The following is a 22,731-nucleotide window of genomic DNA, read 5'->3' as shown; positions in this document are numbered from 1 at the left end:
ATCCGTCCCCTTCCGCCGCGAGACGGATACAGCTCAGGTGATCACACTCCACCGCCATCCTGGCTCCGCCGGGCGGCACGATGGCGTCCTGGTCGGAGAGTGCACGTACGGCGGTATATGACAGCCAGCACCGCGAGCTGGGGCACCTGGGCTTCGTTCCCCATGAGTGGACCGCGCTCGTGACCTCGGTGCGCGTAGCCGAGTAGGCGACTCCGCTTCGGTGCCCGCCAGGCTGAATCCGGCGGGCACCGAGCCCCTCACCCACCCAGCGCGGCGTCGATCAGATCCACGAGCTGTTCGGCGGCCGCCGCCGTGTCGTACTCCGGGTCGCTGAGCCGCTCGGCGACGATCCCGTCGATCGCCCCGCCGACGATGATCGCCAGCGTTCGCGTGTCCCGACCCGCCTGTGCTCCGCGCGCCCGCCGCGCGCCGTCGATGATCTCCGCCAGCGGCCCCCATCGCTCCGCCGGCTCGTATCCCTCACCGCCGTGCGTCAGCGCCTCGGTGATCATCCGCGTGTGCCTCGGGTGCTCCCGCAGGTACCCGACCATGGAACGCACGTAGGCGGCCGGCGCCCCCTCGGACGCGGCGGCCTCGACCTCCGCCGCCACGTGCCCCGCCAGCTCCGACAACACGTGGTCGCGCGCCGCCCGCACGACGGCGTCCTTGGACGGGAAGTGGTACAGCACCGCCGCCTTCGTGATGCCCGCGCGCTCTGCGATCCCGGACAGCGCGACACCGGCGAAGCCCCGGTCGGCGACCAGTTCGACGGTCGCCTCGATCAGTTGGGCGCGCCGCGCGCGCTCGGTCAGGGTCAGCTCCCCCGACTTCGACCTCGTCCTTGCCATGCCGGTGATTCTACCGTACGGTCAAATTACTAACCGATCGGTTAAAGGACCTCGTATGGGCACACGACACCCCAGTCCGCGACGGCGGTGGCTGGTCATCACGGGAATCTGCGTCCTCACCGCCCTGGTCGCGGCGGCGGCCCTGCGCTCACCCTCTCCGGTGGGCCACTGGAACAGCTCCCAGGGGCGCGACGAGTTCGCCGAGGTGTACGCCGAGGCCTTCGCCGCCCTACCCGAACCGGAGCGGACCCTCGACGTGCGCACGGACTTCGGTATCGTGCGCGCCTACCGCTTCGCGGGCGACGGTGACGCCTCCGCGCCCCTCGTGCTGCTGCCGGGGCGGGCGTCGGCGAGCCCCGTATGGGCCGACAACCTGCCCTCGCTGCTGGATATCGGCGACGTCTACACGATCGACCTCCTGGGCGAACCCGGTATGAGCGTCCAGGACCGCCCGATCGAGAACGACGCGGACCAGGCCCGGTGGCTCCACCAGGCGCTCGACGGCCTCCCGGAGGACGGCTTCCACGTCGTGGGCCTGTCGATCGGCGGATGGACGGCGGCCAACCTCGCCACCCGGCAACCGGACCTGATCGAGACGCTCACGCTCATCGACCCCGTGCACGTCTTCTCCGACATACCGCTGGGCACGGTCGTGCGCGCCCTCCCCGCCGCCCTGCCCTGGCTGCCCCGGTCCTGGCGGGACGGGTTCAACTCCTGGACAGCGGGCGGAGTGCCGGTGGAGGACGTCCCCGTGGCGGACATGATCGAGGCGGGGATGCGGCACTACACCCTGCGCCTGCCCCAGCCGACCAGGATCAGCGAGGAGGAACTGGGCCGCCTCGGCATGCCCGTCCTGGCGGTCATCGCCGGGGACTCGGTGATGCACGACGCCGAGGAGGCCGTGGCGACAGCAGAGCGAACCCTGGCCCCGGGGGAGGGCGGCGGCACCGTACGCCTCTACCCGGACGCCTCCCACGCCGTCAGCGGCGAGTACCCGGAGGAGATCGCGGCCGACGTCGCGGCGTTCGTCGGCCGAGGCTGAGAGACACCTCACGGCACCGGCGTTCATCTCCGGCCTGTCGGCGCCGCGCGGGAACAGGCCGCGGCCGCCGCCTCGCCGCGGCCGCCGCGCACCAGGCGCGGGCACGGGTCCAGCGCCGGCATGGCACGCCCCTCAGACCCGGGAGGGGGAGAGCCGGGTGCTGACCCCGCTGATCGCCTGCTCGAACATCCGGGTCGCCGTGCCACGGGGCATGAGGACGGCCGCGCGCAGGGCGGCCTCGCTCTGGAGCAGGGTCCGCGGCCCCGAGGTCGCGATGCCCCGGGTGGCCGCATCGGCCGCCTTCACGGCCTGGCGGTCACGGCTGCGCCCGTAGGCGCGCAGGGCCGCCGCCGGATCGTCGTCGGCGCCGAGTCCGTCGAGGGCGCGCAGGAGCGCCGCGACGTCCTCCAGCCCCTGCCCGGCTCCCTGGGCCAGGATGGGGGGCATCGTGTGCACCGCGTCGCCGATGAGGGCGCACCTGCCGCTCGACCACCGCAGCGGCGCGGGGTGCCGCCGGTGCGGGAAGAGTGCGAGGTCCCTGCCCGTCAGCGCGTCCAGGAGCCGGGTGACGGGAGGCGCCCAGCTCCGGTACCGGTTCCGCAGGAGGGTGAGTGCCTCCCCCGGACCGGCCTGGCCGTCCTCCTGACGCAGCCGGAAGTCGATGAGCCAGTTGACCTTGCCCCCTCCCGCGGGGTTGATCCCGACCCCGCCCTCCCGTCCGAGGAACATCAGGGCTCGGGAACCGAGGTCGAACGGCGCGTCGACGAGGCCCTGCCACGTGGCCACGCCGGTGGGCCGCGCGGTCAGGGCGGGGCCGAAGAGCGCGGTGCGCACCCGGGAGTTGACTCCGTCGGCACCGATGAGCAGGTCAGCGGAGTACTCGGCGCCGTCCTCGGTCGCCACACGCACGACCCGGCCGTCGTCGTGGACGTGTGCGCAGTGGGCGCCGAAACGGAAGATCTCCTCGGGCAGGTCCTCGACGAGTCGGGCGAGCAGTGTCGGTCGGGTGATCCCCAGTGTCGGGGCGCCGAACCGCTCCTCCAGCCGTACGGTGTCCACGGACATCACCGGACGCCCGCGGGAGCTGTGGGCGTCGAGGGCCTCGATGCGTTCTCCCGCTCCGTCCAGGCGGACCCCGAGGTCGCCCAGGACCGTGGTGCCGTTGGGCCACAGGACGATCGCGCAGCCGGTGTCGCGTAGGGCGGGCGCCCGCTCGAGCACGGTCACCTCGTGCCCCGCGGCCAGGAACCCCTTGGCCGCCGCCGTTCCCGTGATTCCCGCCCCGACGATGAGCACGCGCATGACCGACCCCACATCCACGACCTTGAGTAGTACTACACCTAGTCGTACAGCTGGTTCCGGAGGGGCGGACACCGGGGCGGGGAAACGTCCCCCCGTGCTGGTCACGGGGGCGGCACGGTGGTCGCGCCGGGGGAGGCGCCACATCCGCGAGTTCACGTACCGGCGGCGGACCCGGTCCGCCTCGCCCTGACCGTCTTCACGGCCGGGGCGGCGCCCGAGCCCCGGCCCCCCGCATCGGATGGCCCGGGCGGCGCCCCCGTGACCGGAAGACGCCGCCCGGATACCGCCGTGCGCGCCGCCACGCCGTGGCCGACGCTCGGTGTCGGAGGGCCTCAGCCCTGTCGGCGCACCCCGGGGGTTCCGGCGTCGATGACGAAGCGGGCGCGGTCGATGATGGGCGCGCCGGGCTCGGAGACGTAGTCCACGACTCGGTAGTCGGCCGTCCACTCAGTGGGGGTGACGGTGTTGCGCACGTAACCGCGCCTGCGGTTGATGAAGTGGATGTGCGGGTTCTCCCGGAGCTGGACGGCGTCGGTGGGTCGCTGGTCCTCCCCGTCCCGCCCGCTGGTGAAGGACGTACCGACCAGCTCGGTTGCGACGGTGGCGGAATCCGGGTCGTCGAAGTCGGCCTTGACGTCGGCGACGTAGTTGGCGTGCACGTCACCGGTGATCACCACGGGGTTGTCGACCGTGGCCAGGTGGTCGCGCACGCGGTCGCGCTCGACCCGGTAGTTGTCCCAGGCGTCGTTGCTGACGTTGACCGCGTCGCCGTCGGCGAAGTCGCGCTGGGAGAAGAACACCTGCTGGGCCAGGACGTTCCAGCGCGCCCGGGAGTCCGTGAGGCCGTCGAGGAGCCACTGGCGCTGCCGGGCCCCGAGCAGGGTGCGGTTCGGGTCGCCGCGGTCGACGTCGGGGACCTGCACGTCCCGGTACTGGCGCGTGTCCAGCAGGTGCACGTCCACCAGGTCGCCGAAGTGGAGTCTGCGGTACAGCCGCAGGTCGGGGCCGGTGGGGCGCTGGGACCGGCGCAAGGGCATGTGCTCGTAGTAGGCCTGGAAGGCCGCCTGGCGCCGCAGGAGGAACTGCTCGGGGGGAACGTCCTCGCCGTAGGAGGTGTCGTCGGCCCAGTTGTTCTCCAGTTCGTGGTCGTCGAAGACCACGGCCCAGGGAAAGGCGGCGTGCGCGGCCTGGAGGTCGGCGTCACTCTTGTACTGGGCGTGCCGCAGCCGGTACTCGGCCAGGGTCCGGATCTCCCGGGGCGGGTAGTGGCCGCGCCCGATCTCGCCTTGGTCGCCGGTCTCGTAGATGTAGTCGCCCAGGAACGCGACCAGGTCCAGGTCCTCCTCGGCCAGGTGGGCCTGGGCGGTGTAGTGGCCGTTGGTGTAGCTCTGGCAGCTGGCGAAGGTGAACGCGAAACGGTCCACCCGCGCGCCCGGCGCCGGTGCGGTCCTGGTCCGGCCCACGGGGCTGATCTCGCGGCCGCAACGGAAGCGGTAGAAGTACTGGGCTCCGGGACGCAGACCCTCGACCTCCACGTGGACGGCGTGGGCCCGGTCGGGGTCGGCCGTCACGGTTCCGGCGGCGCTGATCCGCCGGAACCGCTCGTCCTCGGACACCTGCCACTGGACGGGGACGCGCCAGTCGGGCATACCGCCCCGGCCGTCCTCGGCCAGCGGTCGGGGCGCCAGCCGGGTCCAGAGCACGACGCTGTCGGGCAGGGGGTCGCCGGAGGCCACGCCCAGGGTGAAGGGTTCGGGGATCCGGCTCGCACGGGAGGTGGCGTCGGCGAGGGCCTCGGCGCCGCCGAAGGTCCCCAGGGCCGCGGCGCTCAGTCCGACCGCGCCGCCGACCAGGACCTGGCGGCGGGTCGTCGCGTAGGGGGAGATCGAGGACGCGACGGTGGCTTCCGGGAGGAGGGGGATGGGGGAGTGCGGGGTGGGGGTACGGGGCATGGGAGCTCCTGGGGTGTGGGCGGCTCACCGCCGGGGCGAGGGGGCCGTCCACTATCCGGCCACGCGATGCGGTACACCCCAACCAGCGGACGGTGAACGTTGGTGGCGCCATGGTGACGAACAGTTGACGTTCCGTCGTGGGACGAACACAGGGACGGTCACGGGGTGCGCCGTGCGTCCCGACCGCGGGCATGACGTCCTGGTGGGAGGCCATGTGACCGCACTGGTGGCGTTCGGTGTCGGTCCGTCCGCTCGGCCACATGCTAGATCGATACCGTGTGAATATCACTGATTACACACCGCGTCGTTCTCGTGTGTGGGTGTGCCCGGAGGGGCGGACGGTGCTTCGTCCCCCGGGCGCTCGGTGGCTCAGTCCTCGAACCCGCGGGTGGTGGCGGCGACGGGAGGGGGTGTGGGCGGGCGGCCCGTGAACGGTCGCGCGCCCAACAGGTACAGCCCGAGCAGGGACAGCCAGGTCAGTCCGCTGACCAGACTCAGCCGCTGGAACAGCCCGCCGAGGGGAGCCCACCCGCCCGCCTGACCGAAGCCGAGGCTGGCCAGGACGAAGCACGTCACGAAGACCACGGCGGTGAGCAGCGAGTACACGACCCAGCCGGGGCGCCCCCAGCGGGCCGTCGCGCGGGCCATGACCACCATGGCCACGGGCAACCCCAGGAAGACGGGGGCGGAGAAGAGGTCGTGGAGCACGCCGACGGGGGTGTAGGAGATCGGGTCGGGCGTTCCGTGAGGGTAGCCGCTGACCGGGTCGGTGACGAACACACCGGCGCCGACCAGCCCGATCCCGTAGGCGCCCACCATCAGGGGGACCCACACCGAACCCGCACCCCCGCGGCGCCCTGGTCCGGCGGCCCCGCCGGGCGCCGCCGCGGGGCGAGGCCTGAGCGCGCGGCGCAGCCCCACGGCGAAGGCCAGGCCCAAAGTCCCGGCGACGAGGAAGTTGGCCGTCTGCGCCCACCCGTGCTCGCCCAGAGCCAACCCGCTCACCGGGTGGCGGAGCAGGTCGTAGTCGGGCAGGTGCACGACCCCGGCCAGGAGGAACCCGGCGACGAACAGCGGCCCGGAGACCACCCCCGACCACAGCAGCGCCCGTGTGGTCCGCGTGCCGTCCATCCGCTCCTCCGATCGTGTTCGACCCTGTGGTCAGCGTCCTGCCTACCGCATCGCGCCCGAGCGGGAAAGACGGTCCTTCTCCTTACTCCGCACCGCGCCGCGGGCGTAGGGTGGTGCCATGCGCAAGCGACATTGATCCCCCGCCACAGGCCGGTCGACGGCACACGCACGCGGACCACCGGGAGGACCCCACACCCGGTGTCCCTCGTCGTGCGACCGAAAGACCTCCATGCGAACCCTGTCCTCCCGCGTGTCCGGCGCGCGCACGTCACGTCTGACGCTGCCGCTGTACGCCTACGCCACCACCGAGGAGTTCATCCTCCTCTACCCCCTGTACGCGCTGCTGTTCCAGGAACACGGCCTGTCGGTGGCCCAGATCAGCTCCCTGTTCTTCCTCTGGTCGGCGACCGGCCTCCTCGTCGCCGTCCCGTCCGGCGCCTGGGCCGACGTGGTGCCGCGGCGCTACCTGCTGGCCGCCGCCCCGCTCCTGGCCGCCGCGGCCTTCACCCTGTGGTTGGTGGCACCCTCCTACTGGGCCTTCGCCCTCGGCTTCGTCCTGTGGGGGGCGGGCGGTGCTCTGTCCTCCGGCGCCCTGGAGGCACTGGTGCACACCGAACTCGCCCTCCGGGACGGGACGGACCGCTACGCCGCGATCATGGGCGTGCGGCGCACGCTGGGGGTGGTGGCCGCGGGCGGCGCCACACTGCTGGCGATCCCCGTCATGTCCGCGGGCGGCTACCCGGCGGTCGGCGCGGCCAGCGTCGCCGCGTGTGCGCTGTGCTTCCTCGCCGGGCTGGCCCTGCCCGAACACCGGGAGGACGCCGCGGCGTCTGAGGCCGACGGCGCGTGTGACCGCACCGGCGGTGTGGACGACGCGGACGGACCGGACGGCCAGGTGGACGCGCAAGCCTCCGAGAAACCGCCCGTGTCCGCCTACACCGCCGCGTTGCGCGCCGGTCTGGCCGAGGCCCGGGCCAGCCGCGCCGTTCGCACGGCGATCGTGCTCGTGATCGTGGTCGGCGTGTTCTGGGGCGTGTTGGACGAGTACCTGCCGTTGCTGGCGGTCGAGTCCGGAACCCCGGTCGAGGCGGTGCCGTTCGTCGTCCTGGTGGCCTGGACCGGGGCCAGCGTCGGAGGACTGGCCGCCGGGCCCGCCGCCCGCCTGCCCGCCCGCGCCCTGCCGTTCCTGCTGGGCGCGGGCGGGGTCGCCATCGGGGCGGGCGCGCTGTTGGGCGGCCCCCTCGGGTGGGCCCTGATCGGGGTGGGGTTCGGCGCCTGCCAATCCATGGACGTGCTCGTCGACGCGCGGCTCCAGGACAGCATCACCGGCCCCAGCCGGGCCACGGTGACGTCCTTGGCGGGGCTGGGCACCGACGCCCTCACCCTCACCTCCTACGCTGTGTACGCGGGTGCGTTCGCCCTCCTCGGGCACGCGGAGGCCTTCGCCCTGTTCGCGGCCCCCTACCTGCTGGCCGCGGCGGTGTGGGCGCGCTCCGGTGCGCGACGGGGCCGAGACAGTTCGTGTGCGAGCCAATAGCATCGGGGACTGTGGGATATCAGATGACGAACACCACGAACAGCGATACCCCGGGCACCGCCTCCGTGCGCGGGATCGACGTCAGCTACACCGACCGTGGCGCCGGCTACCCCCTTCTGATGATCCACGGCCATCCCTTCGACCGCACGGTGTGGGAGCCGCAGGTACGGGCACTGGCCGGGCGCGGCTACCGGGTCATCACCCCCGATCTGCGTGGGTACGGCCACAGCTCGGTCGTGCCCGGAACCACGACCCTGGAGACGTTCGCCCGTGACCTGGCGGCCCTGGTCGGCCACCTGGGCCTGGGCGTGGTGGGGATCGTCGGGTTGTCCATGGGCGCCCAGGTCGCCTTGGAGCTGTACCGGCTCTTCCCCGACGGGGTCGACACGCTCACCCTGGTGGCCACCACCCCGCACGCCGAGACCGAGCGGGGCCGGGGAGACCGCCAGCGGATGGCCGAGCGTCTGTCGGCCGAGGGCATGGGCGGGTACGCCGACGAGATGATCGTGGGGATGATGAGCCCGGCCAACGTGCGTGGGATGCCCGAGGTCGCCGCCCGCGTGCGTGCCATGATGCGCGCGGTTCCGCCGGAGGGGGCCGCGGCCGCTCTGCGGGGGCGGGCCCGGCGGCCCGACCACGTGCCACTGCTCAAGCGGGTGTCGTGTCCGACGCTCCTGGTCGCGGGGCGGGAGGATCCTTTCACCCCGCCCGAGCTCGCCGAGGCCATGCACGTGCTCGTGCCGGACTCGGTGGTGGAGATCGTGGAGGGAGCCGCCCACCTGCCCAACCTGGAAAGGCCGGACCGGTTCAACGAGGTCCTGCGCCGGTTCCTGGAGCAACGGCGCACCCGCCGGGGCCGGTGAGCGGCGTCCGGTCCGCTCACCGGCCCCGCGCCCGGCGGGCCGCCCAGGGGCGTCAGCCCCGTTCGTCGGTGGTCCCGGTGCCGGCACCGGGACCGTCCGGGCCGTCACGGACCGGTTCGTCGTCGGCACCGGAACCACCGCCCGGGGAGTGCGCGAAACCGTCGGGATCGCCCAGCATCCCCCGCTCCGTCCCGGCCACGACCCTGGTGGCGGTCAGGTCACCGGTGACGTTGCACATGGTGCGGCCCATGTCCAGGATCGCGTCGATCCCGGCGACCCAGCCCACCGGGGCCAGGGGCAGGCCCACCGAGGTCACGGCCATCGACAGCATGACCAGTCCGGCCCCGGGGACCCCGGCCGTGCCGACCGAGGCCAGGACACCCACCAGCACGACCGTGAGCAGCTGTCCGAGGCTGAGTTGGACCCCGGCGATGTTGGCCACGAACACGGTGGCCGCGCCGACGTAGATCGCGGTGCCGTCCATGTTGATGGTGGCGCCCAGCGGGAGGCTGAACCCGTAGACGCCCTCGCGCACGCCCATCCGCCGGGCCGCCTGGGTGGTGACCGGGAGGGTTCCGCTGCTGGAGCGGGTGACGAAGGCGGTCAGCATCGGGTCCTTGGCCGCCGTGAAGAACCGCGTCAGGGGCGCCCGGAACAGCGCCAGGATCAGGACGTAGGCGATGATCTGGACGAGGATCGCCCCGTAGACGACGGCCGTGAGCCGCAGCAGGGGCACGATCACCTCGGTGCCGGTCTCGGCCAGGACGGCGGCGATCAACGCGAACACACCGACCGGGGCGTACTCCAGGACGCCGTGCACGACCTTGAAGACCAGTTCGACCGCGCCGTCCACGACGCGCTTGAGCAGCAGGCCCGACTCCCGGACGCGGTCGTCGCCGCTGCCGAGCATGAAGGCCAGGGCCAGCCCCGCCACGATCGCGCCGAACATCACGGCCAGGACGTTGCCCTCGGCCAGCGCCTGGAACGGGTCGGCGGGGACGATGTCGAGCAGGACCTCGGTCACGGGCGTCGGCTCGGGCGCCGCCTGGCCCTGCTCGGGGGCGTCGAGCCCGGATCCGGGGGAGACCGCCATGGCCAACGCCACCCCGACCGTCATCGCCAGCGCCGACGTGACCAGGTAGAACGCCAGGACCTTGAGGCCGATGCGGCCCAGGCGCTGGGGGGAGAGCGAGGCCACTCCCGCGATCAGGGTGGTGATGATCAGCGGCAGGATCAGCATGCGCAGCAGGCGCAGGAAGAGCTCGCCGAGGGGTTCCAGGACGGGCAGGGCCCAGTCCTGCCAGCCCAGGACGTTGGCGGCCAGTCCGAAGGCCACGCCCGCGGTCAGGGCCACGGCCATCTTCCAGATGAGGGGGATGTCGAGGTAGCGGCGCCACGGTGAACGCGGCGCCGAGGGGGTGGTCGTGGACATCGTCGTCCTTACGCGCTGGGGGAACGGGTGACCGGTTCATACCGAAGCGTGACCCCGCACACACGTCACGATCGTGTCTCCGCCGTCACGCCGCGCGACCGAACCGCCCCCCACGGGCCGTCGGCCGCCCCCTCGGTTCCCGCCAGGTCAGGACGACCGCCCCGGGGCGCGGCGAACACACCGAAGCCGAGGTGGGCCGCCACCGTCCCCCGGGACAGTGCCGCCAGACCGACCAGGAACAGGCCCGTGAAGAGCCAGAAACCGAAGGGGGAGGGGGAAGGGGAGGTTTTCACCCCGGCGAGGGTGGCGACCGCGCCCCCGGCCCGTTCCGCGGGCGGCGAAGCCCGGTGACGGCCGGACCCGGCCCGTGCCATGGTGGGCCTTCCCGCCCCCGATCCGGAAGGCCTCCCGTGACCGCGGCCGACGACGAACGTTCCCGACACCGTCCCGCCTCCGGAGGCGAACGGCTGGGCGGCGACTACTGGCGGCTGTTGGGCGCCAGCGCCCTGGGCAACCTCGGCGACGGCGTCGCGCTGGTCGCCCTGCCCTGGTACGCCTCCACCCTGACCGACGACCCTCTGGCGGTGGCCGCGGTCGGTGCGGCCACCCGGCTGCCGTGGCTGCTCATGGCGCTGGTCGCGGGGGTGGTGGGGGACCGGGTGGACCGGCGGCGCCTGATGGCGTTCTCCGGCGGCGGCAAGGCGATGGTCCTGGTCGCCCTGGCCGTGCTGGTGGCCGCGGACACGGCCGGCGTGGGGACCGTGGTGGCGGCGGCGCTGCTGGTCGGGGTGTGCGAGGTGCTGTTCGACAACACGGCCCAGGCGCTGCTGCCGTCGGTCGTGCCGCGCGAGCGTCTGGAGCGCGCCAACGGCACCCTGTTCAGCGTCGGGGAGGTCGCCAGCCGGTTCGTGGGCGCCCCGGTGGCCGGGCTCCTGGTCACGGTGTCGGCGGCGTGGGCGTTCGGCGCGCAGGCCGCCCTCGTGGCGTGCGCCGTGCTGGTGCTGCTCACCCTGCGCGGGGGTCCGCGCCGGTTCGGGCCCGAGGGGAAGGAGGGGGAGGAGGAACACCCCCCGATGCGCGTGATGCTGGCCGAAGGGGTGGTGTGGCTGTGGCGGCACCGGCTTCTGCGCACCCTGGCCCTGGTGCTGGCCCTGTCCAACCTGGCGGGGACGATGAACAGCGCGATCCTGGTGCTGTTCGCCCAGGACGTGCTGGGCCTGGGGCCGCGCGGGTACGGGTTGCTGCTCACCGCCACGGCCGCCGGGATGATCGTCGGCGCCCAGTTCGTGCCGTGGCTGATCCCGCGCGTGCCGCCCGGCGCCACCCTCACCCTGGCCCTGGCCGTCCAGGGCGCGGCCTACACCGCCGTCGCGGTGTTCCCGAGCGTGGCGCTGTTCGCGGTGCTGTGGGTCGTGGTCGGGTTCGCCGTCGTGTGGTGGAACGTGCTCACCCTGTCGCTGCGCCAGCGCGTCATCCCCGACCGGCTGCTCTCCCGGGTGCTGTCGGCCTACCGCACCCTCGGGTGGGGCGCCGCCCCGATCGGTATGGCGCTGGGCGGCGGCGTCGCGGCGGCCCTCGAAGGGGTCGTGGGGCGCACGGCCGCGCTGTCGGCGCCCTTCCTGGTGTCAGGCGCGCTCAGCTTCGCGCTCGTGGTGGTGGCGGCCCGCCACCTGACCACCGCCGCCGTCGAGCGCGCCCTGGCCGGTGCTGAGCGCGCCCGGGAGTGAGGCCCGTGAGACCGGCGCTCCCGCGTTCACCGTGCGGGAGTGGGCAACCCTCGTACAGCTGAGCACACCGCCCTGCGCGCGCTCGCCCACCGGCAGCCGCGGTGGGCGACCGGCCCCTGGGACCGGGCCCGCCGTCGACGTCGTGCGCCGGTCCGGGGGCGGGGCGGACACCTCCGAAAATCCTTGGACGCGAGGACCGCCGTCTGGAACCATCCCCGGCGCGGACCGTCCGCCGTGCCGGACGTCCGAGGTACCCAGCCACCACGTCGATTCCAGGAGGTCGCCCCACATGCGGACGGCAGGTCCCACCGACGAACAGGTCGAACGGTTCATCACCGACGGTTTCCTCCACCTGGAGGAGGCGTTCCCGCGCGAGCTCGCCGACGAAGCCCGCGCCATCATGTGGGAGGCCACCGGGAAGGATCCCGACGATCCCACGACGTGGGACGAACCGGTCGTCAGACTCAACACGTTCGCGCAGCAGCCGTTCTACCTGGCCGCCAACACCGACCGGCTGCACGCAGCCTTCGACCGCCTCGTCGGCCCCGGCCGTTGGCAGGAGGTCATGGGCCTCGGGACCTTCCCGGTGCGTTTCCCCCACCCGGAGGCCCCCGGGGACGACGGCTGGCACATCGACGCCGGATGGCACCCCGAACTGGTCCGCATGGCCGGCCGCGAGCACGAGATCGACTGGGCATCCTTCGACTGGGGCGGGTTCCGCACCAACCTGCGTTCGCGTGGTCGCGCGTTGCTGATGCTCTTCCTCTTCTCCGACGTGGAGGCCGACGACGCGCCCACCCGGATCCGCGTCGGATCCCACCTGGACGTCCCCCGGTCGCTGGAACCCCTCGGAGAGGAGGGCGGGAACGTCACCGGCGCGGAGGAGAGCGCGCACCGCCCTATCGCTCTGGCGACCGGCCGTGCGGGCGACGTCTATCTGTGCCACCCCTTCCTGGTGCACGGAGCGCAGCCGCACCGGGGCACCCGGCCCCGTTTCATGGGGCAGCCTCCGCTGGTTCCCAGCACCGGGATGCGGCTCGAGCGCCCGCACGGGCGTTACTCCCCCGTGGAGATCGCGATCCTGCGCGGTCTGGGGCGCGACCCGGGTCTGGCCCCCTGGGAGGCCGCCTGACCGATCCTCCCCTCTCGGGCAAGCCCAGGACATCGTTGGGCAAGAAGCGCGTCTGGTCCGACGTGCCGACCACCGCGGGCGCCCACCATGGAAACCAGGATGGCCTGACGGCCGACCCTGAAGAAGGAGGTGGGCGGGGCGGGGGACACGCGCTCCGCGGACACATGGACCTTGGTTTTCTGCGTCCTCTGTACGAAAGCGACGCTCCGGTGGCCTCGGTGCACCTGGACACCAGCCGCGGCACCAGGGACGCCGACAAGGAGATCGAGCTGCGCTGGCGCCACCTGCGCGAGGAGTTGGCCTCCCTGGGCACCGACGAGGCCACGCTGAACGTCCTGGAGGAGGCCATCGGCGAGGGGGACTCGAGGGCGTTCGGCGCGCACGGCCAGTCCCTGTTCGCCTCCGACGGTCAGCTCCTGGCCGCGCACACGCTCACCGAACCCCCCAGGCAGGACCGCGCCACGTGGCTGCCGATCCCCGACGTGCTGCCCGTGGCCGTCGACCGGGGCCGTCACCTGCCCTACGTCCTGGTGGCGCTGGACCGCGTCAACGCGCACGTGACCGCCTACCCCTCCTCCCCGGCCCGGAAGCCCGCGGAGGAGCACGACCTGACCGGCAGGAACCTGCACGGCATCGACGTCATGAGCCGGGGCGGCCCGGGCAACCTGGGCGGCTACAACGGGCGTTTCCCCGGCAAGCATGTCGCCCAGGACATGTGGCGGGAGAACACCGCCAAGGTCGCCGAGCACGTGCGGGACGCGGTCGCGACGGTCGACGCGGAGGTAATCTTCGTCGGCGGCGACGCGGAGGCGATCGCCTACCTGCGCGACAACCTGGCCGAGCGCCGGCTCGACACACCGATCCTGGTGGTCGCGGGCGGGCGCGGCGGTCCCGACGCCGAGGAGCGCCTGCACGAGGCGGCGGCTGAGGCGCTGCGCGAGTTCGTCGAGCAGGGCCAGGAGCACGTGGCCGCCGAGTACCAGCGCAAACTCGCCCATGACCAGGCTGTCTCGGGCACCGAACCGACGCTGCCGATGCTGTCGGAGGCGCGGGTGCGCACCCTGTTGGTGGGGGCTGAGCGCGACCGCGAACCGCAGCTGTGGGGTTCGCCGAACGAACCGGTCCTGGTGGGGGTGCACAGCAACGACATGGACGACCCGAACACCGCGTTCCGGGCCCCGGCCAGCGCGCTGATGCTGCGGTCGGCGGTGATGTCCGACTCGGGGTTCACCGAACTGCGCGAGGGCGGCGAGCCCAGTACGGACATCGGCGCCATCCTGCGCTACGCGGGCCGGGGCTGACCCGGGGCGCGCCGTCAAGACCGGGCACGCCGTCGGCGATGCTCCTGTGGATGTCAGGCGTCGCCGGCGGCGTGCAGGTGGGTGCGTTCTCCGTTGTGGTCGAAGATGGTGAGGATCTCCACCGGCCCCTCGTGTGCGCCGACGGCGTGCGGGGTCATGGTCGAGAACTCGGCGGCGTTGCCCGTGTGGATGAGGATGGTCCGCTCGCCCAGGCGGAGCAGGGCGGTGCCGGACAGGACGGTGAACCACTCGTGGCCCGGGTGCACGGCCAGGTGCTCTGGACCGGTGGGGCGGTCGGGGGTGATGCGCATCTTGGCCACGGTCACGCCGTTGAGGGAGCGCTCGCGCGACAGCAGCCAGGTGGTCGTCCCCTGGGCCTGACAGGGCTGTGGCCGGATGACCACGTCCTCGTCGTCGGCGGATTCGACGAGCTGGTCGAGCGTGGTGTCCAGCGCTCGGGCGATGGGCACCAGCTGGTCGAGGGCGATCCTGCGCCGCCCGGTCTCGATCCGGCTCAGGTTGGACGGGCTGAGGTCGCAGCGGGCGGCGAGGGTGTCCAGGGTCCAGCCGCGTGCGAGCCGCAGGCCGCGGATGCGTTGGCGAATCACGGTGTCCAGATCACATTCTTGCTCCATAGGCAAGAGTGTATGCGAAAAAGACAGATCGTGATTAGCGTGGAAACATGACACACCACGCCCACCGGCACGACGGTGGACACACCCACCGCGGCGAGGCGGGACTGGCCGACCTGCTCGACCTTGACGCCGAGGTCTTCGCGCCCCACCTGGACGACCTCATCACCTGGGTCGACGAACACACGACGGCGACGCCGGGAACCATCGCCGACGTGGGCTCCGGAACCGGAACCGGGACCCTGGCCCTGGCACGGCGCTTCGAGGCGGCCCGGATCGTCGCGGTCGACCAGTCCCCGGCCATGCTCGACCGTCTGCGCGACGCTGCCCGGGCGCGGGGGCTGACCGACCGGGTGCGCACCGTCGAGGCCGACCTGGACGACGCCTGGCCCCCGATCGGCTCCGTCGACCTGGCGTGGGCGGCCGCCTCGCTGCACCACGTCGAGGACCCCGACCGGCTGCTCCGCGATCTTCACGGGGCCCTCACCCCCGGCGGTCTGCTGGTCGTCGTCGAGATGGACACGCTGCCGCGCTTCTTGCCCCACGACATCGGGTTCGGCCGCCCCGGCCTGGAGGAGCGCTACCACGAGGAGGTCGCGCGGGACGGCTGGAACGCCTACCCGAACTGGGGGTCGCATCTGGAACGCGCCGGTTTCGAGGTCGTCCAGGAACGCGGCTTCGCCTTCGAGGCGCACCCGGCGCCACCGAGCGCGAACCGCTACGCCCGCGACTACCTCGGCCGTGTCCGCTCCGCGCTCGCCGACCGGCTGGACGCGGACGACCTGGCGGCCCTGGACCGACTTCTGCGGGACGAGGCCCCCGAGTCCGTCCTGAACCGCGCGGACCTGACGGTACGCAGGGCCCGCACGGCCTGGGCGGCGCGCCGCCCCTGACCCACCGGATCGAGACCAGACCACACAACGGGAAAGGGATGTCGCAGTGAACACGGAACAGAACGTGGACGTGGCCGTCATCGGAGGCGGCGCGGCGGGGTTGAGCGCGGCCATCACGTTGGCGAGGTCGCTGCGCTCGGTGATCGTCGTGGACGCCGGTGAACCGCGCAACGCCCCGGCCGAGGGGGCACACAACGTCCTCGGCCTGGACGGCGTCGCCCCTCGGGACCTGCTCGCCACGGGACGGGCGGAGGCCGAACGGTACGGGGCGAGGGTCCACGAGGACCGGGCCGTCGCCGCGCGCCGCCGGGGCGACGTCTTCGAGGTGGACCTCGCCGTCGGCGCGACCGTACGGGCTCGGCGACTCCTGCTCGCGACAGGGCTCGTCGACGAGCTCCCCGCCGTCCCCGGTGTGCGGGAGCTGTGGGGCGGAGGCGTCCTGCACTGCGCCTACTGCCACGGATGGGAGGTGCGCGGGCAGCGCATCGGTGTACTGGGCACCAGCCCCATGAGTGTCCACCAGGCCCTGATGTTCCGTCAGCTCAGCGAGGACGTCACCCTCTTCGTCCACACCATGCCCGAACCGGACGACGACGCCTGGGAGCAGCTGGCCGCGCTGAACATCCAGGTCGTGGACGGCACCGTGCGGATGCTGCGCACCGACGGGGGCGTCCTGCGGACGGTCGTCCTCGCCGACGGACACGAGTTCGCGGTGGACGCGGTGACCGTCACCCCCCGGTTCATCGCGCGCTCGGACCTGTACGAACAGCTCGGCGGCACACTCACCGAGCACCCGATGGGGGCGTTCGTCGCCACGGGGCCAAAGGGCAGGACCGACGTCCCGGGCGTCTGGGCGGCGGGCAACACGAGCGACCTCGCGGCGATGGTCACCGCGGCCGAGGGGGCCGGGGTCGAGGCCGCCACCGCCATCAACGCCGACCTGGTCACCGAGGACGCGGCCGCGGCCGTGCGCGCCCGCGCGCAACGGTACGCCGCGGTCTGATCCGTGGACCGCCGTCCCCGGCGCGGCCCCGGTCGGCACACGTGGCGGATATGCTTCTGCGCTCACCCACGGCCGGCGCGGCATGGGGCGGACGGACGGGAGAGGACACGCGTGGAGACAGCCTGGCGGGACGCCTGGGGGCACCTGCGCGCCGCCCTGGAACCCCTGCTCGGGGGAGCGCGGTCGTTCGTCGCGGTCCTGGCGGGGCTGCTGACGGCCCTGTTGACTCTGGTCCTCACGCTGGTGGCACTGGCCGCCCTTCCCCTCCTGGCCTGGCGCCGTTCCCGGGCGAGGACGGATGCCGTCCTCGCCGGGTGGACGGTGCGGCTCGGCGACGCGGAGGTGGCCAGGCTCGCGCGGTGGGGCGGGCTCGCCGTCCACCCGGACGCCGGGTCCGCGCGGCGCGCGGTGTACCTGGCCTCCCGGCTGCCCGTGGCGTGCGTGTCGGCTCTCCTGCTGTTCGTGTTGGGCGGACTGCTGGGCCTGTTCACGGTCGGCGCGGTGTGGGAGGTGGTGAGCGGCACGGCGTCGGAGGTGCGGATCTCCATGCCCGGCGTGAGTCTGTCCACCTCCACGTTCGCCCTGGGCCTGGGGTTCACCCTGGTGACGTTCCTGGCGCTGTGGGTCGGGGTGCTCGCGGTCACCGCACTGGACCGGCTGCTGGCCCGCCGGCTCCTGGGACCCAGCTCTGAGGACCTGCTCCACCGGCGCATCGACGAGCTGGCCCGGTCCCGCTCCGGGATCGTCCAGGCCGTCGACGAGGAGCGCCGCCGCATCGAACGCGACCTGCACGACGGCGTCCAGCAACGGGTGGTGGCCCTCGCGATGCTCCTGGGGCGCGCCCAGCGCGGCAACGACGCCGAACGCACCGGCCAGCTGATCCGCCAGGCCCACGGACAGACCCGTGTCCTGTTGGACGAACTGCGCGACGTGGCCTGGCGGGTCTACCCCACGGCCCTGGACACGCTCGGGTTGGAGGCCGCCCTCGCCGAAGTCGCCGACCGCACGCCCCTGCCGGTCTCGGTCGACTCCGACCTGGCCGAGCCCCTGCCGGACCCCGCCGCTACGGCGGTGTACTTCGTGGCACGCGAGGCCATCACCAACACCGTCAAGCACGCGCACGCGAGCGGGGTGGTCGTCACCGTGCGCGCCGACCACACGGGTGTGGAGTTGAGTGTGGCCGACGACGGCCGCGGCGGCGCTGAACCGGACGGAAGCGGACTGACCGGGCTCGCCCGCCGCCTGCGGGCGATCGACGGCACCCTGTCCGTGCACAGCCCCGAGGGCGGGCCCACGGTCGTGCGCGCCTTCGTCCCCCTGTGATCGACAATTGTCCCCGGACCACCCCCAACGGACACGGAGCCCCCATGCGCCTGGTGATCGCCGATGATTCAGTTCTGCTTCGGGAGGGGCTGGTGCGCCTCCTGAAGGAGGAGGGACACGAGGTCGTGGCCGCGGTCGGTGACGCCGACGCCCTGGTCAACGCGGTCGCCGAGCACGCACCCGACGCCGCCGTGGTGGACGTGCGCATGCCCCCGACCCACACCGACGAGGGGCTGCGCGCCGCCCTGGACGTGCGCGCCGAGCACCCCGACGTGGCGGTGCTGGTGCTGTCGCAGTACGTGGAGCAGCGCTACGCCGCCGAACTGCTCGCCGGGTCCTCCGGCGGGGTCGGGTACCTGCTCAAGGACCGGGTCTCGGAGGTCGGGGAGTTCCTCGACGCGCTGGAGCGGGTGCGCGGGGGCGGCGCGGCCTTCGACCCCGAGGTCGTGCGCCGCCTGCTGTCCCGCACCACCCACACCGATCCGCTGGCGGCGCTCACCCCGCGCGAGCGCGACGTGTTGGAGCACATGGCCCAGGGCCTGGCCAACGGCACCATCGCCGAGCGCCTGTACGTGTCGGTCAGCGCGGTGGAAAAGCACGTCAACGCGATCTTCGACAAGCTGGGGCTCGCCCACACGACCGGCTACAGCCGCCGTGTGCTGGCGGTGCTGCGCTATCTGGGGTCGTGAGACGTGCCGCCCAGGGTCAGCGGCAGGTCCCCGGGCAGGTCGTCCAGCGTGGCCACCCCGTGTAGGTGGTGCACTCCCGCGTCCAGACCGTCCACCACGGTGGTGGCCCAGGCGGTCAGGGCGGCGGTGGCGCGCGATTGACCGTGCCCGCGTGCCCAGCGCACGTGTTCCCCGGCCCTCGCGAGCACCGTCCAGGCGTCGGAACCGGGCAGGTGCAGCCCGGTGGGCAGTCGGCGGGCGCCGGGCAGGCGGGTGAGTCCGGCCAGGGCGACCGTCAGGGGCGCGGTGTCCAGCCCGAAGTGGGTGCGCACCGGTCGGCCGAGGTCACGGGTCAGGACGTGTTGATCGCTGAAGTCGGCCCGGTACAGGCGCCGCCGGCCCTGCCCCGGCAGGGTGAACACCGACGGCCGCGTGTAGTTGCGCACCGGTGTCCGGGTGGCCGGGTCGGGGAAGGAACGGCCCAGCAGCCCGAACGCCCACGCCGCGCCCGCCGCCCCGTGCTCCTCACCGGCGCCCAGGACCACGGCCAAGTCGATCGGTCCGTCCCCCGGGGCGCGGGTGTGCAGGTCGGCGGCGAGCAGGTTGGTCAGGCCCGGGGCGAGCCCGACGTTGAGCAGGACCGGAGCGCGCGGGGACAGCCGCTCCACGGCCGCCACGTAGGTGTGGGTGGCGGTGGCGTCGACGAAGGCCGCGCCCCGCTCCGCGGCGATGGCGACCAGGGCCGGGTCCTCGGCCCCGGAGGCGTTGACCACCACATCCACGTCCTCCAGCGCTTCCCGGAAGCCGCCCGTCCCCGGAGAGCCGGCGTCCACGACGCGGTCGGCTCGGTGGGGGTCGCGGCCCGCGCTCCAGCAGGTGTGTCCCTGCGCGCGCAGCCGCTCGGTGACCGGCGATCCCACCGCCCCGTAACCGCCCAGTACCAGGATGCGCATGTCCGTTCCTCCCGACTCGGCGCCGCTCCTCGGCGGCACCACAAGTTTCTGTAGTGTCACTCCAATAAGATAATTGGAGTGCCGCTACAGTCAACTCGTACAATGGTGGCCATGAGCACACACGGCACCGACGGGCGTCTGGCCCGCACCCGTGCGACCCGCGCGCGCGTCGCCGAGGCGGCGACCCGGCTGTTCACCACGAGGGGCTACGCGGCCACCAGCATCCAGAGCGTGGCCAAGGAGGCGGGCGTGGCCGCCCAGACCGTCTACAACGCCTTCGGCGCCAAGTCGGCGGTCCTGAAGGAGGCCTTGGACCAAGCCGTGGCCGGGGACGCCGAACCCGTGGCCACCCTGGACCGCCCCTGGGCGCGCGAGGCCCTGGCCGCCCCCGACGCCTCCGAGCAGATCCGACTCCAGGTGGCCGGGACAGCCGCGATCATGGTGCGGGTGGCGCCGCTGTCGGAGGTCCTGCGAGGCGCGGCTGACTCCGACGACGATCTACGCACGCTGTGGCGGATCAACGTCGAGCAGCGCAGGGCGGTGCAGCACGCCTTCGCCGAGCGCCTCGCCGAACGGGGGGCCCTGCGCCCGGGCCTGACCACCGGCGACGCCGCCGACACCGCGCTGGCCCTGCTCAGTCCCGAGGTGTTCACCCTGCACACCGTCCAGTGCGGCTGGAGCGCCGACCGCTGGCGCGACTGGGCGACCGACGCCCTCCTGCGGCAGGTCACCGACCGGACGTCCGCCCCGGGGGCGTCGACGGGGTGAACGGGGCCCGAGGGCGGCCCTCAGGCCCCGGCCATACCGAGCCGGGCCAGCAGGTCGGCCTCGGTGATGATGTCGATGCGCTGACCGCGCTCGCGGTAGGTCTCGGCGCGGACGTGTTTGGAGGTCTTCCCGGCGCCGCCGTGCGTGCCGACGACGAGCACGTCGGTCCTGCGGGTGACGTTCTTGGCGGGATGTCCGCCCGCCTCGGCGATGCGCCGCCACGCCTCGGGCTTGTCCATGGCCGCCAGGTCGCCGGACACGCACACGGTGCGCCCGTACAACGGCCCGGAGGGGTCGGCGTCGGCCGCGGCCTCGGGCACGGGGGTCTCGGCGGCGCGCCGCCACTGGTCGAACCGGTCCTGGACGGGCGGGGCGGAGGCGGGCGCCGGAGAGGGGACGGGGGCGGTCGGCGCCGCGACGGCGTCCAACCGCCCCAGGCGCAGACCCGCGGCACGGGACAGCTCGGCCAGGGAGGTGGTGCCGTGCTCGGTCATCGCCGCGATCATGATGCGGGCGGCGGCCTCGGCGTCGGCGTCGGCGCGGTGGTGGCGGGTGACGCGGTGGCCGATGTGCGCGCACACGGTGGGCAGGCGGTGGTCGGCCAGCACCCGCCAGGTGCGCCGGGACAGCGCGAGCGTGCAGGCGTAGTCGATCGCGGGGTACCCGAGACCGGTGTGGGCGCACGCCCGCCGCACCACCCCCATGTCGAAGGGCGCGTTGTGCGCGACCAGGGCGCCGCCGTCGGCGAAGTCGAGGATCCGCCGCCACACGGCGTCCCAGGTCGGGGCGTGGGCGACGTCGGCCGCGGTGATGCCGTGGACGGCGACGTTGTGGTGGGAGAAGTGGCGAACGGGGTCGGGTGGGCGGATGAGGGTGGAGTGGCGCTCCACCGGCTCGCCGTCGACCACGCGCACGAGACCGACCGCGCAGGCGCTGCCCCGGTCCTGGTTGGCGGTCTCGAAGTCGATCGCGGTCCAGATGTCGGCCACCGCGCACCTCCCGCTCGTCACTGGCTGCCTGGCGACGGTTGGAGGTTACCGCCACCGCGCCGCTCGTGTGCCGCGAACCGGGGACGCCGATCGCGTTCAGGGGGTGCGGCCGAAGGTAGGGATCCGCTTCTTGTCCGCACATGCGGGTGAGACGGCGCCGCCCGAGGGGGCCGGCCACGGTCGAGGCACTGGCGGGAGCCGTCCCGGCGATCCCATGGCGCCAGGCCCGCCCGGCATACCCCCATGGTCGAGTTTGGCCGGGTTGTGATAGAAAGTTAGGCGTGCCGAACTTTAGAGATGAGCCCCCCTCAAGGTCGTGGCCGGTCATCCTCACCGCCGCCACGGCCGGTCTCGCCCTGACCGCCTGCTCCTCCGGCTCCCCGGCCGCCGAGGACACCTCCGACGACGGGCGCCCCCTCGTCCTGACCACGTTCACGGTCATCGCCGACATGGCGCGCAACGTGGCCGCCGACCGGGTCGAGGTCGTCTCCATCACCCGCCCCGGCGTTGACATCCACGTCTACGAGCCCACCCCCGACGACCTGGCCCGCGGCCAGGACGCCGACCTCATCCTGGAGAACGGCATGGGGCTGGAGGCCTGGTTCCAGCAGTTCACCGACCGCATCGACGCCCCCACCGCCACGATCAGCGACGGCATCGAACCCATCCCCATCGCCTCGGGCGACTACGAGGGCGAACCCAACCCGCACGCCTGGATGTCCCCCGACAACGCCCAGATCTACGTCGACAACATCCGCGACGCCCTCGTCGAACTCGACCCCGAGGGCGAGGCGGACTACGACGCGGCGGCCGAGGCGTACAAGGCCGAGATCGCCGAGGTCGGCACCTTCCTGGAGACCGAACTGGCCGAGGTCCCCGAGTCCAGCCGCGCCCTGGTCACCTGTGAGGGCGCCTTCCCCTACCTGGCCCAGGACGCCGGACTGACCGAGATGTACCTGTGGTCGGTCAACTCCGAGGGTGAGGCCACCCCCCAGCAGACCGCCGCCGTGACCGAGTTCGTCCGCTCCAATGACGTGCCCTCCCTGTTCTGCGAGAGCACCGTCAACGACAGCACCCAGCGCTCGGTCGCCCGCGAGACCGGCGCCGCGATGGGCCCCGTCCTCTACGTCGACTCCCTGTCGGAGGAGGGCGGCCCCGTCCCCACCTACCTGGACCTGATCCGCTACGACGCCGAGGCCATCGTCGAGGGCCTCACCGAGAGCGCCGGGTGAGGA

At 73.1% G+C, this 22,731-nt stretch carries 21 protein-coding genes; 12 read left to right on the top strand and 9 right to left on the bottom strand.

Annotated features, from left to right (window positions below; translation table 11 throughout):
• Window positions 1-257 precede the first annotated feature (257 nt).
• Window positions 258-848, bottom strand: coding sequence for a TetR/AcrR family transcriptional regulator (locus KIK06_RS07420; protein ID WP_268642542.1), 591 nt, complete (start codon window positions 846-848; stop codon window positions 258-260).
• Window positions 849-903: 55 nt separating this feature from the next.
• On the opposite strand from KIK06_RS07420, the gene KIK06_RS07415 reads away from it, so the two are divergent.
• On the top strand, window positions 904-1,890 hold the full coding sequence (locus KIK06_RS07415; protein ID WP_268642541.1) for an alpha/beta fold hydrolase: 987 nt from the start codon (window positions 904-906) through the stop codon (window positions 1,888-1,890).
• 132 nt (window positions 1,891-2,022) lie between these two features.
• On the opposite strand, the gene KIK06_RS07410 is transcribed toward KIK06_RS07415, so the two are convergent.
• From KIK06_RS07410 to KIK06_RS07400, 3 genes are all read right to left on the bottom strand, one after another.
• Entirely contained in the window at window positions 2,023-3,192 is a 1,170-nt protein-coding gene (locus tag KIK06_RS07410; RefSeq protein WP_268642540.1) for an FAD-dependent oxidoreductase, read from the bottom strand.
• A 332-nt stretch (window positions 3,193-3,524) separates the two neighbouring features.
• A complete protein-coding gene (locus tag KIK06_RS07405) occupies window positions 3,525-5,144 on the bottom strand; it encodes an alkaline phosphatase D family protein (RefSeq protein ID WP_268642539.1) in 1,620 nt (539 codons plus the stop codon).
• Window positions 5,145-5,513: 369 nt separating this feature from the next.
• Window positions 5,514-6,275: a DUF998 domain-containing protein gene (locus KIK06_RS07400; protein WP_268642538.1), complete on the bottom strand. Its 762-nt coding sequence runs from the start codon at window positions 6,273-6,275 to the stop codon at window positions 5,514-5,516.
• A 229-nt stretch (window positions 6,276-6,504) separates the two neighbouring features.
• Between KIK06_RS07400 and KIK06_RS07395 the strand changes: the two genes are divergently transcribed.
• Both KIK06_RS07395 and KIK06_RS07390 read left to right on the top strand, forming a co-directional pair.
• Window positions 6,505-7,812: an MFS transporter gene (locus KIK06_RS07395; RefSeq protein ID WP_268642537.1), complete on the top strand. Its 1,308-nt coding sequence runs from the start codon at window positions 6,505-6,507 to the stop codon at window positions 7,810-7,812.
• 23 nt (window positions 7,813-7,835) lie between these two features.
• Window positions 7,836-8,675, top strand: coding sequence for an alpha/beta fold hydrolase (locus KIK06_RS07390; protein WP_017597574.1), 840 nt, complete (start codon window positions 7,836-7,838; stop codon window positions 8,673-8,675).
• Between the two features lie 52 nt (window positions 8,676-8,727).
• On the opposite strand, the gene KIK06_RS07385 is transcribed toward KIK06_RS07390, so the two are convergent.
• Together KIK06_RS07385 and KIK06_RS07380 are read right to left on the bottom strand one after the other, a co-directional pair.
• Window positions 8,728-10,107: a dicarboxylate/amino acid:cation symporter gene (locus KIK06_RS07385; RefSeq protein ID WP_268642536.1), complete on the bottom strand. Its 1,380-nt coding sequence runs from the start codon at window positions 10,105-10,107 to the stop codon at window positions 8,728-8,730.
• Between the two features lie 65 nt (window positions 10,108-10,172).
• Window positions 10,173-10,400 (bottom strand): hypothetical protein, encoded by a 228-nt coding sequence (locus KIK06_RS07380; RefSeq protein WP_268642535.1) that lies wholly within the window; start codon window positions 10,398-10,400, stop codon window positions 10,173-10,175.
• Window positions 10,401-10,517: 117 nt separating this feature from the next.
• Between KIK06_RS07380 and KIK06_RS07375 the strand changes: the two genes are divergently transcribed.
• From KIK06_RS07375 to KIK06_RS07365, 3 genes are all read left to right on the top strand, one after another.
• Entirely contained in the window at window positions 10,518-11,834 is a 1,317-nt protein-coding gene (locus KIK06_RS07375) for an MFS transporter (protein ID WP_268642534.1), read from the top strand.
• Window positions 11,835-12,123: 289 nt separating this feature from the next.
• On the top strand, window positions 12,124-12,966 hold the full coding sequence (locus KIK06_RS07370; protein ID WP_268642533.1) for a phytanoyl-CoA dioxygenase family protein: 843 nt from the start codon (window positions 12,124-12,126) through the stop codon (window positions 12,964-12,966).
• 164 nt (window positions 12,967-13,130) lie between these two features.
• Window positions 13,131-14,267, top strand: a complete 1,137-nt coding sequence (locus KIK06_RS07365; protein ID WP_268642532.1) for a baeRF2 domain-containing protein — start codon at window positions 13,131-13,133, stop codon at window positions 14,265-14,267.
• A 53-nt stretch (window positions 14,268-14,320) separates the two neighbouring features.
• Here KIK06_RS07365 and KIK06_RS07360 read toward each other — a convergent pair whose 3' ends face one another.
• Window positions 14,321-14,902: a helix-turn-helix transcriptional regulator gene (locus KIK06_RS07360; RefSeq protein WP_026127416.1), complete on the bottom strand. Its 582-nt coding sequence runs from the start codon at window positions 14,900-14,902 to the stop codon at window positions 14,321-14,323.
• A gap of 47 nt (window positions 14,903-14,949) precedes the next feature.
• On the opposite strand from KIK06_RS07360, the gene KIK06_RS07355 reads away from it, so the two are divergent.
• The 4 genes from KIK06_RS07355 (at window position 14,950) to KIK06_RS07340 (ending at window position 18,807) form a co-directional block, all read left to right on the top strand.
• A complete protein-coding gene (locus tag KIK06_RS07355) occupies window positions 14,950-15,792 on the top strand; it encodes a class I SAM-dependent methyltransferase (protein ID WP_268642531.1) in 843 nt (280 codons plus the stop codon).
• Between the two features lie 46 nt (window positions 15,793-15,838).
• The gene (locus KIK06_RS07350; protein WP_268642530.1) at window positions 15,839-16,795 is read left to right on the top strand and encodes an NAD(P)/FAD-dependent oxidoreductase; all 957 of its coding nucleotides are present in this window, start codon (window positions 15,839-15,841) and stop codon (window positions 16,793-16,795) included.
• 111 nt (window positions 16,796-16,906) lie between these two features.
• Window positions 16,907-18,118: a sensor histidine kinase gene (locus KIK06_RS07345; RefSeq protein ID WP_268642529.1), complete on the top strand. Its 1,212-nt coding sequence runs from the start codon at window positions 16,907-16,909 to the stop codon at window positions 18,116-18,118.
• Window positions 18,119-18,162: 44 nt separating this feature from the next.
• On the top strand, window positions 18,163-18,807 hold the full coding sequence (locus KIK06_RS07340) for a response regulator transcription factor (protein ID WP_017597583.1): 645 nt from the start codon (window positions 18,163-18,165) through the stop codon (window positions 18,805-18,807).
• Here the strand turns inward: KIK06_RS07340 and KIK06_RS07335 are convergent.
• Window positions 18,792-19,739, bottom strand: coding sequence for an NAD-dependent epimerase/dehydratase family protein (locus tag KIK06_RS07335; protein ID WP_268642528.1), 948 nt, complete (start codon window positions 19,737-19,739; stop codon window positions 18,792-18,794). The two genes, KIK06_RS07340 and KIK06_RS07335, sit on opposite strands and share 16 nt — an antisense overlap.
• 111 nt (window positions 19,740-19,850) lie before the next feature.
• Here KIK06_RS07335 and KIK06_RS07330 point away from each other — a divergent pair, with 111 nt between their 5' ends.
• A complete protein-coding gene (locus KIK06_RS07330) occupies window positions 19,851-20,507 on the top strand; it encodes a TetR/AcrR family transcriptional regulator (protein WP_051059113.1) in 657 nt (218 codons plus the stop codon).
• A gap of 20 nt (window positions 20,508-20,527) precedes the next feature.
• Here KIK06_RS07330 and KIK06_RS07325 read toward each other — a convergent pair whose 3' ends face one another.
• Window positions 20,528-21,496 (bottom strand): exonuclease domain-containing protein, encoded by a 969-nt coding sequence (locus KIK06_RS07325; RefSeq protein WP_268642527.1) that lies wholly within the window; start codon window positions 21,494-21,496, stop codon window positions 20,528-20,530.
• 281 nt (window positions 21,497-21,777) lie between these two features.
• Between KIK06_RS07325 and KIK06_RS07320 the strand changes: the two genes are divergently transcribed.
• Window positions 21,778-22,728, top strand: coding sequence for a metal ABC transporter substrate-binding protein (locus KIK06_RS07320; protein WP_017597588.1), 951 nt, complete (start codon window positions 21,778-21,780; stop codon window positions 22,726-22,728).
• The last annotated feature ends 3 nt before the right edge of the window (window positions 22,729-22,731 follow it).

The sequence above is a fragment of the Nocardiopsis sp. EMB25 genome, assembly GCF_026797795.1.
In the GTDB taxonomy this organism is placed as follows: domain Bacteria; phylum Actinomycetota; class Actinomycetes; order Streptosporangiales; family Streptosporangiaceae; genus Nocardiopsis; species Nocardiopsis lucentensis.
The sequence above is the reverse complement of the archived record's forward strand: the minus strand, read 5'-3'. Positions and strand labels throughout refer to the sequence as shown.